The sequence below is a fragment of the Hydrogenophaga sp. L99 genome, assembly GCF_058731905.1.
This window is the reverse complement of sequence record NZ_CM178972.1, coordinates 643,183-660,917: the sequence shown is the minus strand read 5'-3', so window position 1 is coordinate 660,917 and position 17,735 is coordinate 643,183. Positions and strand designations below refer to the sequence as shown.

The following is a 17,735-nucleotide window of genomic DNA, read 5'->3' as shown; positions in this document are numbered from 1 at the left end:
TTGCGGGTTTCGCTCGGACAGACGAGCACCCGAAAAACGTATTGTGTTTGACGGTCTGGGCTGCTGCGCATTCTGTTAGCTTACGGGCATGACTCTTTCCTTCGATTTCCTCACCCTGCCCTTGCTGGCCGCTGCCTCGCTCGTGTTCATCAGCGTGTTGGCGGGGGTCTTTTCAGCACGTATCGGTTTTTCTTTCCTGCTGGTGTTTCTGGTTGTGGGTACGCTGGCGGGCGTGGACGGCCCTGGTGGCCTGGTTTTCAACGATTTCCGCCTGAGCTTCTGGGTAGGCAACGTGGCGCTGGCGGTGATCTTGCTGGACGGCGGCTTGCGCACCAACATGAGTTCGTTTCGCACCGGTTTGCGGCCATCCATGCTGCTGGCCACGGTGGGTGTGGTGCTGTGCACGGCCATCACCGGAGCGGCGGCGCATTGGCTGCTGGACTTGTCCTGGCCGCTGGCCTTGCTGGTGGGCGCCATCGTGGGCTCCACCGATGCGGCGGCGGTGTTTTCGCTGCTGAAGTCTTCTGGTGTGCACCTGAACGAGCGGGTGGCGGCCACGCTGGAAATTGAGTCGGGCATGAACGACCCGATGGCGGTGTACCTGACGTTGACATTCATTGGCATAGCCCTGGCGGTGTCGGGGGGCGGCGCGGGCGCGGTGAACGCCGGAGATGTGTTGCTGTCGCTGCTGCAGCAGTTTGGCTGGGGCGCCGTGCTTGGGCTGGGTTGCGGCTGGGCGCTGGCTGAACTGCTCAAGCGGCTGGGCCGTGGAACCGATGGTGGCGGCGGCATCCGGGCACTGCTGGTGGTGTCGGGCGGGCTGACGGTGTTTGCTTTCACCACCTGGTTTGGCGGCTCGGGGTTTCTGGCGGTCTACCTCATGGGCGTGGTGGTGGGCAACCGGGCACGCCGGCAGGTGCGCACTTCGCTGTCGGCCATGGACGGCTACGCCTGGTTGTCGCAAGCGGGCATGTTCTTGCTGCTGGGGCTGCTGGTGACGCCGTCCGACCTGCTGCGCACCCTGTGGCCAGCGCTGGGGGTTTCGCTGGTGCTGATGTTTGTGGCCCGCCCCATTTCGGTGTGGCTGTGTCTGGCGCCACTGCGCTTCAAACCGCGTGAGATGACCTTTATTTCTTGGGTGGGCCTGCGTGGCGCGGTGCCGATTGTGCTGGCCGTGTTCCCGGTGATGGCGGGCGTGCCTGGGGCTCAGACGTTCTTCAATGTGGCGTTTGTGGTGGTGCTCACGTCGCTGCTGCTGCAGGGCTCCACCATTGCCTGGAGCGCCAAACGCACCGGGGTAACGATTCCGGACCCGGACGACACCGAACACGCTCGGCTGGTGCTGGGTGACTTTGTGCTGGACGCTGGCACGCCCATGGAAAGCCTGTGCGCGTTTTATGGGCTGCCGGTGCCCGGCGAGCCCACCCAGGCGGTGGGCGACTGGCTGCAGTCCGAGCTGAACCGCCCCCCGGTGCCGGGCGACAGCGTGCCACTGGGTGCCGCCGAGATCAGCGTGCGCGACATGAAGGGCAAGCGCATTGGGCACGTGGGGATCAAGCTGGGCTGAGCGGCATGGGTTATATTAATAACCCATCGGTCATTAACATCTGTCTGCCCGTGTCCCCCGCTGCAACTGCCGACGACCCTCTAGACGACGCCACTGGCACCCAGCCAAGGCAGCGCCGTGCCCGTCGCAAAGAGGCACGCCCGGGTGAACTGGTGGACGCGGCGCTCGCCCTGTTTGTTGAAAAAGGCTTTGCGGCCACGCGTGTGGAAGAGGTGGCGGCTCGGGCCGGCGTGTCCAAGGGCACGCTGTTTCTGTACTTCCCCAGCAAAGAAGAGCTGTTCAAGGCCGTGGTGCGCGAAACCATTGCCGGACGATTCACCGAATGGAATGCAGAACTGGACCGCTTTGAGGGCAGCAACGCCGAACTGGTGCGCTACTGCATGCACAGCTGGTGGGAGCGCATTGGCATGACAGCGGCCTCGGGTATCACCAAGCTGGTGATGAGCGAAGCGGGCATGTTTCCCGAGATTGCGGCCTTTTACCAGCAAGAAGTGATTGGCCCCGGCCACGACCTGCTGCGCCGGATCCTGCAGCGTGGCATGGACAGCGGCGAGTTTCGGCCGCTGCACCTGGAATACGCGGTGTACAGCCTGATCGCACCCATGATCTTTCTGTTGATGTGGAAACACTCCATGGCGCCATGCTGCCCCGCGTCGCAACAGATTGACCCCGTGAGCTTCATCGACAGCCAGGTGAGCCTGCTGCTGGGCGGCATGCTGGCGCCCACCGCCTGAGCGCCCGCGCGCTGGCAACCCACACCCCTTTATTCATCCCCATGAACACCCCACGCCGCCCCTGGATCCAATGGTTGTTGCTGGCGCTGCTGGTACTGGCGATTGCGCTGGGCCTGGCGCGTGCGCTGAACAAACGCGCCGCACAGCGCGACGCCGCCAACCAGGCCGCCGAAGCCTTGCAGCAAGCCCCCGTGTATGAACTGACAGCCCAAGATGTGGTGGCGGTGCAGCCCCTGACCCTGGCGCAAACCGTGGGCATTTCCGGCTCGCTCAAGGCCTTGCAAACGGCGGCGATCAAGGCCCGCGTGGCCGGTGAGGTGCAAGGCCTGCAAAAGCGCGAGGGTGACACGGTACGCGCCGGCGAAGTGGTGGCGCGCATTGACAGCACCGAGGCACAAGCCCGGCTGCGCCAGGCCAGCCAGCAAGCCGAGGCGGCCCTGGCACAGGTGAGCATTGCCCGGCGCACCCTGGACAACAACCAGGCCCTGGTGCGCCAGGGCTTCATATCGGCCACCGCGCTGGAAACCACCACCGCCAACCTGGCCGCTGCCGAAGCCAACCACCAGGCGGCACTGGCGGCGCGCGACATTGCCCGCAAAGCCCTGGCAGACACCACGCTGCGATCACCCCTGAACGGCCAGGTATCGACCCGCCTGGTGCAAAACGGCGAGCGGGTGGGGCTGGACGCGCGCATTCTGGAGGTGGTGGACCTGTCGGGCTTTGAGCTGGAAGCCGCGCTGGCCCCGGCCGACGCGGTGGCGGTGCTGCCGGGCCTGCAGGTGAGCCTGACGGTCGAAGGCCTGGCGCAGCCAGTGCCGGCCACGGTGGCACGCATCAACCCCAGCGTGCAGGCGGGCAGCCGCAGCGTGCTGGTGTATTTGCGTGTCTCGGCGGGTGCGGGCATGCGCCAGGGGCTGTTTGCCCAGGGTTACATAGTCACCGGGCAGGTGAACGCGCTGGCGGTGCCGTTGTCTGCCGTGCGCAACGACCAACCGAAACCCTATGTGCAGGTGTTGCAGGACGGCCGCATCCAGCACCGGCCGGTCACACCCGGCGCGCGCGGTCTGCTGAACGGCGAACCCATGGTGGCGCTGGACGGCCTGCCCGCTGGCACCCAGCTGCTGCGGGCACAGGCCGGGCTGATCCGCGAGGGCACTGCCGTGCGCCTGCAAGCCGCTACCGAGACCAGCAGCGCACCCAGCGCCAGCAGCCCCGCCGCCCTGACCACCACCCACTGAGCACCGCACCATGTGGTTCACCCAAATTTCGTTGCGCAACCCGGTGTTTGCCACGATGGTGATGGTGGCCTTTGTGGTGCTGGGATTGTTTTCATTCCAGCGGCTGCAGATCGACCAGTTCCCCAACATCGACTTTCCGGTGGTGGTGGTCACTACCGAATACCCGGGTGCATCGCCCGAAATCGTCGAGTCGGAGCTGACCAAAAAGGTGGAAGAAGCGGTGAACGCCGTGGCGGGCGTGAACGCGCTGAGTTCGCGCAGCTACGAGGGCCAGTCGGTCGTCATCGTTGAATTTCAGCTCACGGTGGATGGCCGCAAAGCGGCCGAAGACGTGCGCGAAAAAATCGCGATTCTGCGGCCCACGCTGCGCACCGAGGTGAAGGAGCCGCGCGTGCTGCGCTTTGACCCTGCGGCGCGCTCCATCTGGTCGCTGGCGGTGATCCCCGAGGCGGTGAATGGCCAAGCGCCCTCTGCCGTGGCCGTGACCACCTGGGCCGAACAAACCCTGAAAAAGCGGTTGGAAAACGTGCGCGGTGTCGGCTCGGTGACGCTGGTGGGCGGCACGCAGCGGGCGGTCAACATCGACCTGGACCCCAAGGCCATGGAAGCGCTGGGCATCACGGCCGAACAAATCACCACGGCGGTGCGCAACGAAAACCAGGACCTGCCGGTAGGCACGCTCAAAAGTGCCGAGCGCGAACGGGTGGTGCAGGTGCTGGCGCGCCTGAAAAACCCGAAAGACTTTGAATCCATCATCGTGGCCCGGCGCGGTGGCTCGCCGGTGTATTTGTCGCAAGTGGCGCGGGTGAGCGACAGCACCGACGAAGTGGAAAGCCTGGCGCTGTACAACGGCCAGCGCACGCTGCTGCTGCAGGTGCAAAAGGCGCAAGACGAAAACACCATTGCAGTGACCGATGGGCTGAAGGCAGCCGTGGAGGCGCTCAAGGCCGAGGTGCCGCCCGGCATGCGGCTGGAACAAATCACCGACGGCTCGCGCCCCATTCGCGTGTCGGTGGACAACGTGCGCCGCACGCTCATTGAAGGCGCGCTGCTCACCGTACTGATCGTGTTTCTGTTCCTGAACTCGTGGCGCTCCACCGTCATCACCGGGCTCACGTTGCCCATTGCGCTCATCGGCACCTTCTTTTTCATGAACCTGTTCGGGTTCACCATCAACATGATCACGCTGATGGCGCTCACGCTCTCGGTGGGTCTGCTCATTGACGACGCCATCGTGGTGCGCGAAAACATCGTGCGCCATGTGCAGATGGGCAAAACGCCTTTCAATGCCGCCATGGACGGCACGCAAGAGATTGGCCTGGCGGTGCTGGCCACCACACTGTCCATCGTGGCGGTGTTTTTGCCCATCGGGTTCATGGGCGGCATCATCGGTAAGTTTTTCCACGAATTCGGCATCACCATGGTGGCCGCGGTGCTGATTTCCATGTTTGTCAGCTTCACGCTCGACCCCATGCTCTCCAGCGTGTGGCACGACCCGGAAATCGAAAAACACAACCACGGCGCCCCGCGCACGCTGTACGACAAGACCATTGGCCGCGTCACCGGCTGGTTTGACCGCCTGCAAGACAGCATGACCGAGTCGTACCAGGGCGCGCTGCGCTGGTCGCTCAAACACAAGCTGGCCACGCTGGGCCTGGCGCTGGTCACGTTTGTGGGCAGCATTTTCATGGTGCCGCTGCTGGGCACCGAGTTTGTGCCCAAGGCCGACTTTTCTGAAACCTCGCTGAGCTTTCATACCCCGGTGGGTTCCTCGCTGGCCGCCACCGAAGCCAAAACCCGGCAGGTGGAAGCGGTGTTGCGCGAATTCCCGGAAGTGAAATACACCCTGGCCACCCTGAACACCGGCAACGCCGTGGGCACCATGTACGCCAGCGTGTACGTGCGGCTGGTGGACCGCAAAGACCGCACGCTCAGTGCCGATGCCATGTCGGCCAAACTGCGCGAGCGCCTGCGCAGCGTGCCCGGCATCACCGTGACCCACGCCGGCCTGCTGGACCCGGTGGGCGGCAACAAACAGGTGGAGTTTTCGCTGCAGGGCGACGACCTGGCCGAGCTGGAACGCCTGACGGCACAGGTGATGGAACGCATCCGCCCCATCGTGGGCCTGGTCGACCTGGACGCCAGCGTGAAACCCGACAAACCGACGGTGAACGTGGTGATGCGGCGCGAACTCGCTTCCGACGCCGGGCTGAACGCTGCGGCCGTGGCCAGCAGCCTGCGCACCCTGGTGGCCGGGCAAACCGTGGGCAACTGGCGCGCGGTGGACGGCGAAAGCTACGACGTGAACGTGCGCCTGGCACCCGAGCTGCGCCAGCGCACCAGCGACCTGGAACAACTGCCTTTTGTGGTGGGCATCGCCGCCGACGGCACAGCGCGCGTGGTGCGCCTGGGGCAGGTGGCGCAGGTGGTGGAATCGACCGGGCCGAACCAGATTAACCGCCGCAACCTGAACCGCGAAGTGGCCATCAACGCCAACGTGTACGGCCGCTCGGCAGGCGATGTGTCGGCCGACATCCGCCGGGTGCTCGACACCACGTCCTTCCCGCCCGGCTACCGCTACGAGTTCGGCGGCTCCACCAAAAACATGCAGGAATCGTTTGGCTACGCCTTGTCTGCCCTGGCGCTGGCCATCATCTTCATCTACATGATTCTGGCCAGCCAGTTCCAGAGCTTTTTGCAGCCGCTGGCGCTCATGACCTCGCTGCCGCTCACGCTCATTGGTGTGGTGGTGACACTGCTCATGTTTGGCTCCACCATGAGCATGTTCTCGGTCATTGGCATCGTGTTGCTGATGGGCCTGGTGACGAAAAACGCCATTTTGCTGGTGGACTTCGCCATCCGCGCCCGAAACGGTATCGACGGCGCGGCGCCGCTGGACCGCGAGAGCGCCCTGCTGCTGGCGGCCCGGGTGCGGCTGCGCCCCATTCTCATGACCACACTGGCCATGGTGTTTGGCATGGTGCCGCTGGCGTTTGCACTCACCGAAGGCTCTGAGCAGCGCGCGCCCATGGGCCAGGCGGTCATCGGCGGGGTCCTCACCTCGTCGCTGCTCACGCTGGTGGTGGTGCCCGTGGTGTACTGCTACATGGACGACCTGGCCCAATGGTTTCGACGCCTTTTCGGCGCTAAGGGGGACCCGCCCCATGCCGACGTCAGGGTTCCACCGGCCAGCGCTCAGTAAAATGGACCAACATCGGCTAATATACCCACCGGAGTATCAAACATGACCACTCAGACCGCCCCCATGAGCCTTGACCAGGCACGGTTCAACATGATCGAACAGCAGATCCGCCCCTGGGAAGTGCTGGACGCCAACGTGCTGGCGCTGCTGAGCCGCGTGCACCGCGAAGCCTTTGTGCCCGCCGCCCACCAGGCGCTGGCCTTTGCCGACATGGAACTGCCCCTGACCCACCCAGCGGTAGAAGGCCAGTGCCTGCTGGCGCCCAAGGTGGAAGCCCGCATGCTGCAAGACCTGCAGCTCAAGCCCACCGACAAGGTGCTGGAAGTGGGCACCGGCAGCGGCTACCTGGCCGCGCTGCTGGCCAGCCTGGCGCAGCGTGTGGTATCGATTGAAATTGACCCCAACCTGGCCCGCAGCGCCCGCGAAAACCTGCAAAAAGCCGGCATCACCAACGCCGATGTGCGCACCGCCGACGCAGCCGCCAACCAGTTTGCTGCCTGCACCGCCGAAGGCCCATTTGACGCCATTGTGCTGAGCGGCTCGGTGGCCGAAATCCCGCCAGCTTTGCTCGCTCTGCTTGCTCCCGGTGGCCGGCTGGTGGCCATCGTGGGCCAAGAGCCCATGATGCGCGCCACCGTGGTTACCCGCGTGGGCGATGCCTCGTTCCAGACCGCCCAGCCCTGGGACACCGTGGCGCCGCGCCTGCACAACTTCCCCGAGCCATCGCGCTTCCAGTTCTGAGACCGCCGCCATGATCTCGATACACCCCGCCCAACTCCAGGACTGGCTCAAAGCCGCCGAGGCCCAAACGCCGCCGGGCGCCCAGCCCATCGTGCTGGACGTGCGCGAGCCCTGGGAACTGCAAACCGCATCGGTCAAACCCAACGGTTTCCAGTTGCTTCACATGCCCATGCGCAGCGTGCCCGCCCGCTACCTGGAGCTGGACCGCAGCCAGCCCATTGCCTGCCTGTGCCACCACGGCGCCCGCAGCGCGCAGGTGGTGCATTTCCTGATGAACAACGGTTTCACCGAAGTCGTCAACATCCATGGCGGCATCAACGCCTGGTCACACGAACTCGACCCCACGGTTCCGGTCTACTGAGCGCACCTGCGCCTTGTTGCCCCACCGCTCTGCCTCAAAGGAAACCCCCATGAACGCCTATTCCATCAGCCCGTCCCAACCGAAGCGCCCGCTGGCGCTGAGCCGCTTGGCCATCGGCGCCCTGCTGGCGCTGGGTGGGGCCACCAGCGCTCAGGCCCAGAGCCTGGTGGAGCTGTATGAGGCGGCACGGGGATTTGACGCCACCTACCTGTCTGCCCGCGCCCAGTTTGCCGCCAGCCAGGCCAAAGCCGCCCAAGCCCGTGCCGGCTTGCTGCCGCAGGCGGGGCTGTCGGGCGCCGCCAACTGGGCCCGCCGCGACAACTCTGGCACAACCCCAGACGGAAGCAGCAACAGCCAAAACGTGGCGCTCGCGGCCAGCCAGCCCCTCTACCGCCCCACCAACAAACTCAGCAACGACCAGGCACAGCTGAGCATCGACATTGCCAAGGCCCAGCTCGAAACCGCCGAACAAGACCTGATCGTGCGCACCACGCAGGCTTACTTTGACGTGCTTGCCGCCGAAGACACGCTCACCTTCGTCAAGGCCCAGAAATCGGCTGTGTCTGAGCAACTGGCAGCGGCCAAACGCAACTTTGAGGTGGGCACCACCACCGTGACCGACTCGCGCGAAGCGCAAGCCCGGTTTGACTTGGTGCTGGCGCAAGAAATTGCCGCCGAAAACGACCTGCGCGTCAAAAAACTGGCGCTTGATCAACTGGTGGGCAAAGCTGGCGTGGCGCCCAAACCCCTGGCGGCGCCCGTGGCCTTGCCCGAGCTGTCGCCAGCTGACCCACAGGCCTGGGTCAACCAAGCCGAAACCAGCCACCCCGCCGTGCTGCAAGCCACCAAGGGCTTTGAAATTGCCCAACTGGAAACCCGCAAAGCCGAGGCCGGCCACCTGCCCACGCTGGACCTGGTGGGGCAATACCAGATCGCGCGGGCGCCTTCCACCTCGAACCCAACGCTGGGCTATGTGCGCAGCAACACGGCCAGCGTGGGCGTGCAGTTCAACATGCCGCTGTACACCGGCGGCGCCGTGCAAAACCGCATCAAAGAAACCCTGGCGCTGGAAGACAAAGCCCGCGCCGACCTGGAAGCCGCCCAACGCGGCGTGAGCCAGGCCACCCGCGCCGCCTACTTCGGCGTGCTCTCAGGCCAGGGCCAGGTGAAAGCCCTCGAAGCCGCTGAAGCCTCCAGCCAAAGCGCGCTCGACGCGAACAAATTGGGTTATCAGGTGGGTGTGCGCATCAACATCGACGTACTCAACGCCCAGAGCCAGCTGTTCCAGACCAAACGCGATCTCGCCGTGGCCCGCTACAACGTGCTGCTGGGCGGTTTGCGCCTGAAACAAGCCAGCGGGCAGCTTGCGGCGCAGGATTTGCAGCCGATCAACGCGCTGCTGGTGCGGTGAAGCTCTGCGGGGATTGGCAAGCAAATAAGTTGGCTATGAGTGCTTTAGGGATGCTCTGAAAAACCCACCAGCCAGCGTGTTACGCGCCTGACGGAGTTTCTTCCGATGAGCTTTCGCGCGATTCCACCCAGTTTGGGTTGGAATTCGTATCCGGTTTGCGCCATTTGGAGCCGCCTGAGGGCCACCGACCCGGTTTCGGTCGCACTCACGCTTGTGTTCCGATCAGTTTGTGACGGGCCATCCACAAGTTGGACAACGCAAACAGCGTCTTGATCTGCAACCAGGGCAGCCCATGGAACCACGGTTTCCATCTGCTGCAAAAATACCTGCTTGCGGGTCTTGCGCGTGCTCAGGTTCAAGTCAAAGCTGCTTTGTTTCATGGTGCCCGAGTGTGCCGCGCGGGGCTTACATCTGCCATGCCGCTGGGGTGGTTTTGCAGAGTTTCCTTAGCTTTCCGTGTAACGCAGCCAGCAAAGCATCATGCACCACAGAAGATACGAGCGGATGGATTGGAAAGCCTGATGGCTCAAACATTATTCGCCGAGTCGGACGCCACGAGAACCCCATTTAGCAGACGCTTCTGGGTTCGATTAGAGACGCAACAAAAATGCACGCAAAACGTCACGTTTTAAATGCGCATTGAACTTGCACAAAAATTAATTACATCAGAATCATTTTGACCTATTTTTTAATTCACAACCATCCTCAGTTAAGGATGCTCTGAAAAACCCACCAGCCAGCGTGTTACGTGCCTGACGGAGTTTCGTCCGATGAGCTTTCGCGCGATCCGGCCCAGTTTGGGTTGGAATTCGTATCCGGTTTGCCCCATTTGGGGCCGCCTGAGGGCCACTGACCCGGTTTCGGTCGCACTCACGCCTGTGCTCCGATCAGTTTGTGACGGGCCATCCACAAGTTGGACAACGCAAACAGCGTCTTGATCTGCAAGGTGTTCTTCTTCAGACCCCGATATCGCACCTTCGTGAAGCCGAACTGGCGCTTGATCACCCGAAACGGGTGCTCCACCTTGGCGCGAATCCCGGCCTTGATCTTCTCGACTTTGTCGATCAGCGCATCCCTCGGGTTGCTGTCTTTGTCCAGCTTCTTGCGCTTGCCTGGGCGCATGGCCACATGCCATTTGTGGCTGGCTTTTGCATCGGGGCGCTTGTCTGCGCCTTGGTAGCCCGCGTCACCGAACACGTCCGTCTCTTGACCATGCAGCAGGCTGTTGCCCTCGGTGACATCGGCTACGTTGCCCGAGGTGCCTCGCACGGTGTGCACCAAGCCCGATTCGGCATCCACGCCTATGTGGGCTTTCATGCCAAAGTGCCACTCGTTGCCCTTTTGACTCGAGTGCATCTCGGGGTCTCGCGCTTTGTCTTTGTTCTTGGTGGAGCTGGGCGCGGCGATGAGGGTGGCATCTACAGCGGTGCCGGCCTTGAGCAGCAAGCCGCGCTGCTGCAGCAGTTCGTTGACGGTGGCCAGGATCTGATCGGCCAGCTTGTGTTTCTCCAGCCTGTGGCGGAACCGAAGAATGGTGCTCTCGTCGGGCAGTCGGCCAAAGGTATCGAGCTGAGCGAATTCGCGGTAAAGCGGTGTGTCGAAGAAGGCTTCCTCCATGGCCGGGTCTGACAGACTGAACCACTGCTGCATGAAGTGCACTCGCAGCATCGTCTCCAGCGCAAAGGGTGGGCGACCATTGCGCCCTTCGCTGTAATACGGGGCTATCAGCTCGACCAGGGCAGCCCATGGAACCACGGTTTCCATCTGCTGCAAAAACACCTGCTTGCGGGTCTTGCGCGTGCTCAGGTTCAAGTCAAAGCTGCTTTGTTTCATGGTGCCCGAGTGTGCCGCGCTGGGCTTACATCTGCCATGCCGCTGGGGTGGTTTTGCAGAGTTTCCTTAATGGATGCCCGCTGAATTTCAACCCAAACGTTATCAGAGCTAGGACTAGGAAGATCACCAGCCTCCACAGCTTTAATGTACATTTGGCGGGACCGCAGATACAAAGGACTTTTATTCTTTTTTAAAAAAGACGCATCTGTCAATGTCATACTAGCGTAGGGAAACGATGCATGCGGATTTCTACGATCGATAGTTTTTTTGATATGAACCAAAGCAGAACGTTTCCAATCTTCATTGTCCTGATATGATAGTAGCAAAGATTGCGAATCCAGCTCGAGATCCTCATCGGAGTACGCGCCATACTCAAGGCACTTTCGCAGGTAAGTGGCAGACTTATCTTGTAAGGCGTTATTAAATAAATCTCTGCTAAACAAGGCATCATGACTGTGACCCGCTGCAAACATCGCCTTAGAAAAACCACGCTCACCCTGCTTAATCGCACGATATTTTATATCTGATAATTTGTAATTAATCCAGTACTTATAAAACGCATCAGAATCAAAGCAACTACGCTTAACAAACAAAAAATATGACTCGAAAAAATATTTTTTCAAGTCAGAAAGACGCGTAAACTTGACAATACCTTGAAAGCTTTCAAGCTTGCTTTCCATTTTCTCTATCGTATTGCAATTTGCGTTTATTGGAAACCAGATGCTATCATTGATTATAATTAAATTTTCGGGGATAATCCCCCAGAATTTAAATAACTTGATGCCGTCGCGATAGCCGCCAAAATCATATCCAAAATTAGGGCGCTGCACTAGGCACCACACATTACCGATTACACTTTTAATATCAATCTCACTTAGTGATGCATTTGATACTAACATGACATTGTAGTCTTTATTAGCAAAGAATTTGCATGCATCAATAGTTGACTTTGACAACGCAACGGGATCAAAACTCAAAAATATTACATACTTTCCTCCAAGTGACTCCTTATTTTTTTGGATGGCTAAATTGCCGGGGAACGATCTATCATAAAAATATTGACGTACGACATCAATGAAATAATGTGGGACACTGACTAATTGCTGCTTAATAAGGTCCAGCTCGCGTTTCAGCTTCCATTTAGGTATCATTAGCATTTAAAAATATTATTTAATTAAAAAAATAAACGGCAGCATAACACCCTATGTTTCAATGACTGGACAGATTCAAGCTCCAAGTACAACAAGCTTGAGATAGGGGCTCAACAGGCCTGAAAATCGAACGTAAATGTAGGCAGGAACAGCTCAGCAGTAAACAGACAAGGCGGAGACATACGAGGTTTGTAATTTTAGCAATCGAACTCCTCCCGGATCTAGATGTTGAGGTCCGTTCCACTGAGTAAATCAGAACGCTGGTGGCCATTGGTGTTCTCGTTGATGCCGCGTCCCAAGATTCTGAGAACATGAGCAAAGAACACATCTGTGCCTTTGTTTGTGCTCAGCACCTAGTTATGACCTAACATCTTTCTGATCTCGTATGGCACAGACAGCTGCATTACCGCAGCTAGGCTGTTGCGGACAAATCCGAAACTCTCCGCATAGGGAGCCGCGTTATCGAGCTGCACAAACATTGTGTAGATCGTCGGTCGCTTAACCAGCATGCTAATCTGGGACTGTTTTCTAGCTCCTTTGATGCGTTTTGAGTGGCCGGGCCCCAGTCGTTCGCTAACGTCAATGGGGCGCAAATCAACACCGACAGCATTAGGTGTAAGCGCACGACCGTCTGTTCCGGCGGCGCCCGGGCAACGATACTGATCGCTACACGCCCGCGAAGCCATCACCTCAGCACGCAGCTCATCAATTGGCATGGAGTAACAAGCGCTATAGATGGCGGCGTAGCTGATACGACCATGATCAGGCGTGCGTGCAAGTATGCCGCTGACCTGCTCGCTGGCAAGGCCTCTGCGCAAGGCCGCCAGTACACGAAGCCGCAAGAGCTGCGGTTGACCATCTTGCGATCTACGTGAGACTTGCAGGCTAGACCATGGTCGCATATCTGAGCTAATTCATAACCGTAACTGCAAGCTATTGCAAAAATACCGAGGCTTGATGACCCACCGGGTGAGGGCGAGCGCCCCTGAGGACGCTTGAGATTACGAATGAGGATTGAGGGAATGCGCTCGAGTCTGCATTCGGCGTCTCCCTGGCCCCAGTGTTTCTCAATCAGCGTTTGCATCAAGGATCTCTCTCCTTACCTCAGTTGCTTGTTTGGCCTGCACATACAACACATTCTCCAAAAAAATGTATTACATATGGTCTTTGAGTGCGGGCACCGATGGAGAATCGAATTAAAAAATGCTAATTTTTATTTAATCTCGGAATAATGGATTTTATTACGACCTGATCGAATTCCACTATATTTATTATACGAGTAAGCCAAGATGCCAAATATTCGAATATTACGATCGCCATTATTAAATCTTTTTTTCGAGAAAATAAACTCCAACATCCGAAATTTTTTATACAAATTGGATCGTTTGATTAGACGCAAAATCCTCTCGTCCTTCAATAATTCCGCAGATCTTTCGTTATATTCAAAAACTTTCATGTATTGCTCAGAAGGAAAGTATCTGATCAAATGCTTTACCCACGAGATAAGAATAGGAGGATTAGGATGACTGGGCCAGTACCGAGCCAAATACTCTGTAACGATTTTAATCTGTCGCATGGAATTTTTATTTATATTGTTATCATGCAGACGGTAGAAAACACTGTTTTTATCAACTATCTTAAAATTCCACCAATCACTTTGCAACATAAATTTGAATATTTTTGTTCTCAAAACAATATCATCACCAGTCATATCTTCATCGAAACCACCAATTTGATCGATAACCTTTTTTCTTATTATTGCACCTTGAATGTAAAAAGAACCAAATTCTTTATATTCTAACTCCAGACAATCTAACACTGTTGGATTTTTTAAACGCGCCAAAGTCAACTCGGGTAAATTATTAGCATTTAAAAAACCTTCGTCATCAATCGTTACAGTTTTTGACGATGCAACAAATGCTAAAGAATTATCACGAGTCATTAACTCAATTTCTGCAAGTAGTACCGGAGGATTGAAAACATCATCTAGGGCGATATAAGCAACAAAATCACCTTTCGCCCTATTCAACGCATTATTAAAATTCCTCCCAATATTTCCAGTATTTTCCTGAGCAATAATTTCCAACGGATAAGGAAAATTCAATTTTAAAGAATGCAACGTCTCTAAGCTATTGTCAGCAGATCCATCGTCAACTACTATAACCTCAATATGATCGTACCCAATCGCACTTATAGATTGAAGACATTCTGCCAAATAGGCACCGTGATTGTAACCCAAACAACAAAAGGTTACGAGTTTACTATTATCTGAATTCATTAATAGCCCCAACAATACGTGTAACATCATCATCTGACAACACAGGACTAATTGGCAACGACAAAACCGATTGATGAACTTTTTCAGTTATTGGTAACGACAAGTCATTCAGCAAGGGAAAACACTTTTGCTGATGTGGAGGTATTGGATAATGGATAAGAGTTTGGATGAAACGCTCATGCAAATAAGCTTGCAATGCCTCTCGTCGATCACAGCGAATCACGAATAAATGCCATACGTGACCCAGATAGAGTTCAGTATTAGTCTTAACAATAGGCAGCCGCACTAGAGGATTCTTAATTTCAGACAAATAACGTCGAGCAATACGGCGACGAATTTGTGTGTCTTGATCAAGATAGTTTAGCTTAACAGAAAGCATAGCCGCTTGAATATCATCTAGACGATTGTTTACACCTTGAACAAAATTCCTATATTTTTCATGCGATCCATAATTACGCAGGGCACGTAACAATTCAGCTAAAACTTGATCATTGGTAGTGATGGCACCCGCATCACCCAAAGCACCTAGATTTTTTCCGGGATAAAAGCTAAATCCAGCAGCCACTCCCCAAGAACCCGCTTTAACACCGTTTACCGATGCACCATGTGCTTGCGCTGCATCCTCTAAAATCAGCAAATTGTGATCTTTCGCCACTTGCGAAATTTGGATCATATCCGCTAACTGTCCATACAAATGAACAGCCAAAATTACTTTTGTCTTTGAAGTAATTGCCTGCCGAATTTGCGCTGGATCTATATTGAATGTATTTGGATCTGGTTCAACCAGCACAGGTTTTAAGTTATTTTCTGTGATCGCCAAGATACTGGCGATATATGTGTTAGCAGGAACAATAACCTCATCACCATCTTTCAATTTATGAAGTTCTTTCCATGCGCGCAAGACTAGGATGAGCGCATCTAGCCCGTTCGAAACACCTATTGCGAATTTCGTACCACAATAATTTGCAAACTTATTCTCAAATTCAGTTAGGGCAGAGCCACCTATATACCAACCAGATTGAATGACGCGGGTACACGCATCAACCAAGTCCTTTTCATACTTTTGGTTGATTTTTTTCAAATCCAAAAAATTAATTGCTTTGATCATTTACCAAGCCTGTAATGCGAGCGGGATTACCGACAACGATGCTGTAGGGCGGCACGTCTTTTGTAACAACGGAACCAGCACCTACCATACAATAACGACCGAGCGTCAGGCCGGGCAATATTGTCGCGTTTGCGCCAATTGAGGCCCCCTCTTCTACAGTTGTTTTTAAATATTTTTCCAGATATTTTTTTGATCTTGGATTCTTGTCATTAGTAAATGTAGCATTTGGACCAATAAATACCTTGCTCTCTATAACAATTCCATCCCATAAATACACACCAGATTTAATCGTAACATCGTCCCCGATAGTGACATCATCTTCAATTAAGACATGAGCACAGATATTGCAATTTTTTCCAATTTGTGCACCTGGAAAAATAACAACATACTGCCAAACCCGTGTTCCCTCCCCAATGAGGGAGGTTTTTACATCACTAAACGAGTGAATCATCATTTCTTGTGATACTCTTTTTTAAATTGATCGTAGTCACGAATATAATCAGTTTCATCGTACACTTTATCGGCAAGCACGAGAAGCACACAATCTTCGGAAAATTCATACATCTCGCGCCATATACAGGAATCAATCAATAAACCTTGTGCAGGATTATCTAATAAAAGTGACACTTTTTCTGCACCATCGTCTAATAGAAAGCGGCACGATCCTCGTACAGCAATCACCAGCTGGGTTAATTCACGATGAGCGTGAGAACCTCGTTTAACACCTTGCTTTGTACCAAATAAATAATAAATCCTTTTAACATCAAAAGGTATATTTTTTTCTTCTTCCAAAGCAATCAAAGAACCACGATCATCACCATGGATCTGAAGAGGAATTAATTTAATGTGCATGGATTTTAATTTATAGCAAAATGCAGAGGATTGTCTTTAATGGCTTCATGAAAACCAGTTGATTAGGTTTAAATAAAAAAAACTATTCGACTATTTTATGCGCGCTATTTTACTGCCTCTTGCTTGAGAAAACTTCTTTTACTCAATTCACAAACACTTTTTGAGAAGGGCGATTCCAGTACACAGCCTGACACACAGTATCTGCAAAACGCTGTGCCGCATCTCCAGAGCCAAATGACGCATCTATTGGCAGGCGCTGCCCCCACCGATGGATTAAAAAAAGATCAATGCATTCTGTTTCGTCAGCTGCGCATGTGGTCACAGAACCCGCCTGTGCCCGGTTCGTCTGCCGCGTCCCCACGTCCAGACTCGGCACGCCCAGAAACGGCGCCTCCCTTACCCCTGCGCTGCTGTTGCCCACCATGACCGCCGCATTTTTCATCAGCTCTGAAAAATAGTTGAAGCGCATGGACGGAATGAGCCGAAAGCGTTCCTTGGGCAGACGTTCCAGTACGGCGAAGATGTCTTCGGTCCCAGGGTCGTTGTTGGGTGCGATGACGACGAAACACTTGCCGCTGGCTTCCAGTCGGCCAAACAGCGAAGCTGCCTGGTCGCCAATGGTGTCGGCTTCCGAAGTCACTGGATGGAAAACAGCAATACCGTATTCGTCGAACGGTATCGCATAGCGAGCTTTGACCTCTTCAATCGACACGCCCGACGGCCGGGCGTGGGTGTCGAGTTCGGGGGAGCCAATGTTGTAAACGCTATCGGGCGATTCACCCAGCGCGAGCACTCGGGCGCGAGCAGATTCTGAGCTGACGAAGTGGGTGGCGCAAAGCTTGGTATTGCAGTGGCGGATGCTCTCGTCGATGGTGCCGGACACCTCGCCACCCTCAATATGCGCTGAGGGTATGTATTTCATAGCGCAAACGATGGATGCGGCCAGCGCCTCAACACGGTCGCCATGGATGATGACCAGGTCAGGCCGGTGTTCGTGCACGAAGTCGGAAAAGCCGAGGATGGTTTTGGAGAGGATGAAGTCCTGTGCGTCGCCCTCACGCTGGTTGACAAATTCAAAGAAGTCGGCGCCGGCAAAGCGCTTTACTTCCAGCCGCGTTTCGCCGTAGCGGCGCATCATGTGCATGCCAGTGATGAAGAAGCTGATGGAAAAACCAGCATCTTGTGCCGCACGGGCCAGGGGTTCTAGCTTGCCGTAATCGGCCCGCGTGCCGGTTACGAAGAGGAGTCTTTTGCTCATC

Annotated in this window: 14 protein-coding genes and 1 pseudogene; 7 read left to right on the top strand and 8 right to left on the bottom strand. The window is 56.0% G+C overall.

What is annotated here, in order from left to right; all coding sequences use genetic code 11:
* The first annotated feature begins 88 nt into the window (after positions 1-88).
* From AC4QBL_RS03150 to AC4QBL_RS03120, 7 genes are all read left to right on the top strand, one after another.
* The gene (locus AC4QBL_RS03150; protein WP_472908449.1) at positions 89-1,567 is read left to right on the top strand and encodes a potassium/proton antiporter; all 1,479 of its coding nucleotides are present in this window, start codon (positions 89-91) and stop codon (positions 1,565-1,567) included.
* Between the two features lie 44 nt (positions 1,568-1,611).
* On the top strand, positions 1,612-2,301 hold the full coding sequence (locus AC4QBL_RS03145; protein ID WP_472908455.1) for a TetR/AcrR family transcriptional regulator: 690 nt from the start codon (positions 1,612-1,614) through the stop codon (positions 2,299-2,301).
* A gap of 41 nt (positions 2,302-2,342) precedes the next feature.
* Positions 2,343-3,539 (top strand): efflux RND transporter periplasmic adaptor subunit, encoded by a 1,197-nt coding sequence (locus tag AC4QBL_RS03140; protein ID WP_472908448.1) that lies wholly within the window; start codon positions 2,343-2,345, stop codon positions 3,537-3,539.
* A 10-nt stretch (positions 3,540-3,549) separates the two neighbouring features.
* On the top strand, positions 3,550-6,741 hold the full coding sequence (locus tag AC4QBL_RS03135; RefSeq protein WP_472908447.1) for an efflux RND transporter permease subunit: 3,192 nt from the start codon (positions 3,550-3,552) through the stop codon (positions 6,739-6,741).
* Between the two features lie 63 nt (positions 6,742-6,804).
* A complete protein-coding gene (locus tag AC4QBL_RS03130) occupies positions 6,805-7,482 on the top strand; it encodes a protein-L-isoaspartate O-methyltransferase family protein (RefSeq protein WP_472908454.1) in 678 nt (225 codons plus the stop codon).
* A 10-nt stretch (positions 7,483-7,492) separates the two neighbouring features.
* On the top strand, positions 7,493-7,843 hold the full coding sequence (locus tag AC4QBL_RS03125; RefSeq protein WP_472908446.1) for a rhodanese-like domain-containing protein: 351 nt from the start codon (positions 7,493-7,495) through the stop codon (positions 7,841-7,843).
* A 49-nt stretch (positions 7,844-7,892) separates the two neighbouring features.
* The gene (locus AC4QBL_RS03120; RefSeq protein WP_472908445.1) at positions 7,893-9,254 is read left to right on the top strand and encodes a TolC family outer membrane protein; all 1,362 of its coding nucleotides are present in this window, start codon (positions 7,893-7,895) and stop codon (positions 9,252-9,254) included.
* 278 nt (positions 9,255-9,532) lie between these two features.
* On the opposite strand, the pseudogene AC4QBL_RS03115 reads toward AC4QBL_RS03120, so the two are convergent.
* From AC4QBL_RS03115 to neuC, 8 genes and pseudogenes are all read right to left on the bottom strand, one after another.
* A pseudogene (locus tag AC4QBL_RS03115) lies at positions 9,533-9,634 on the bottom strand (IS5/IS1182 family transposase); the annotation flags it as partial.
* A gap of 490 nt (positions 9,635-10,124) precedes the next feature.
* On the bottom strand, positions 10,125-11,087 hold the full coding sequence (locus AC4QBL_RS03110) for an IS5 family transposase (RefSeq protein ID WP_472906996.1): 963 nt from the start codon (positions 11,085-11,087) through the stop codon (positions 10,125-10,127).
* On the bottom strand, positions 11,084-12,238 hold the full coding sequence (locus AC4QBL_RS03105; protein ID WP_472908147.1) for a rhamnan synthesis F family protein: 1,155 nt from the start codon (positions 12,236-12,238) through the stop codon (positions 11,084-11,086). The genes AC4QBL_RS03110 and AC4QBL_RS03105 overlap by 4 nt, the downstream gene beginning before the upstream one ends.
* Before the next feature lie 1,213 nt (positions 12,239-13,451).
* Entirely contained in the window at positions 13,452-14,516 is a 1,065-nt protein-coding gene (locus AC4QBL_RS03100; protein ID WP_492131626.1) for a glycosyltransferase family 2 protein, read from the bottom strand.
* Positions 14,503-15,624: a DegT/DnrJ/EryC1/StrS family aminotransferase gene (locus tag AC4QBL_RS03095; protein WP_472908149.1), complete on the bottom strand. Its 1,122-nt coding sequence runs from the start codon at positions 15,622-15,624 to the stop codon at positions 14,503-14,505. Before AC4QBL_RS03095 ends, AC4QBL_RS03100 begins: the two co-directional genes overlap by 14 nt.
* On the bottom strand, positions 15,608-16,078 hold the full coding sequence (locus tag AC4QBL_RS03090) for an acyltransferase (protein ID WP_472908150.1): 471 nt from the start codon (positions 16,076-16,078) through the stop codon (positions 15,608-15,610). Before AC4QBL_RS03090 ends, AC4QBL_RS03095 begins: the two co-directional genes overlap by 17 nt.
* Positions 16,075-16,476, bottom strand: coding sequence for a sugar 3,4-ketoisomerase (locus AC4QBL_RS03085; protein WP_472908151.1), 402 nt, complete (start codon positions 16,474-16,476; stop codon positions 16,075-16,077). Before AC4QBL_RS03085 ends, AC4QBL_RS03090 begins: the two co-directional genes overlap by 4 nt.
* 142 nt (positions 16,477-16,618) lie before the next feature.
* Complete coding sequence (gene neuC, locus AC4QBL_RS03080) at positions 16,619-17,734, bottom strand: UDP-N-acetylglucosamine 2-epimerase (RefSeq protein WP_472908152.1); 1,116 nt, start codon at positions 17,732-17,734, stop codon at positions 16,619-16,621.
* Position 17,735 lies beyond the last annotated feature (1 nt).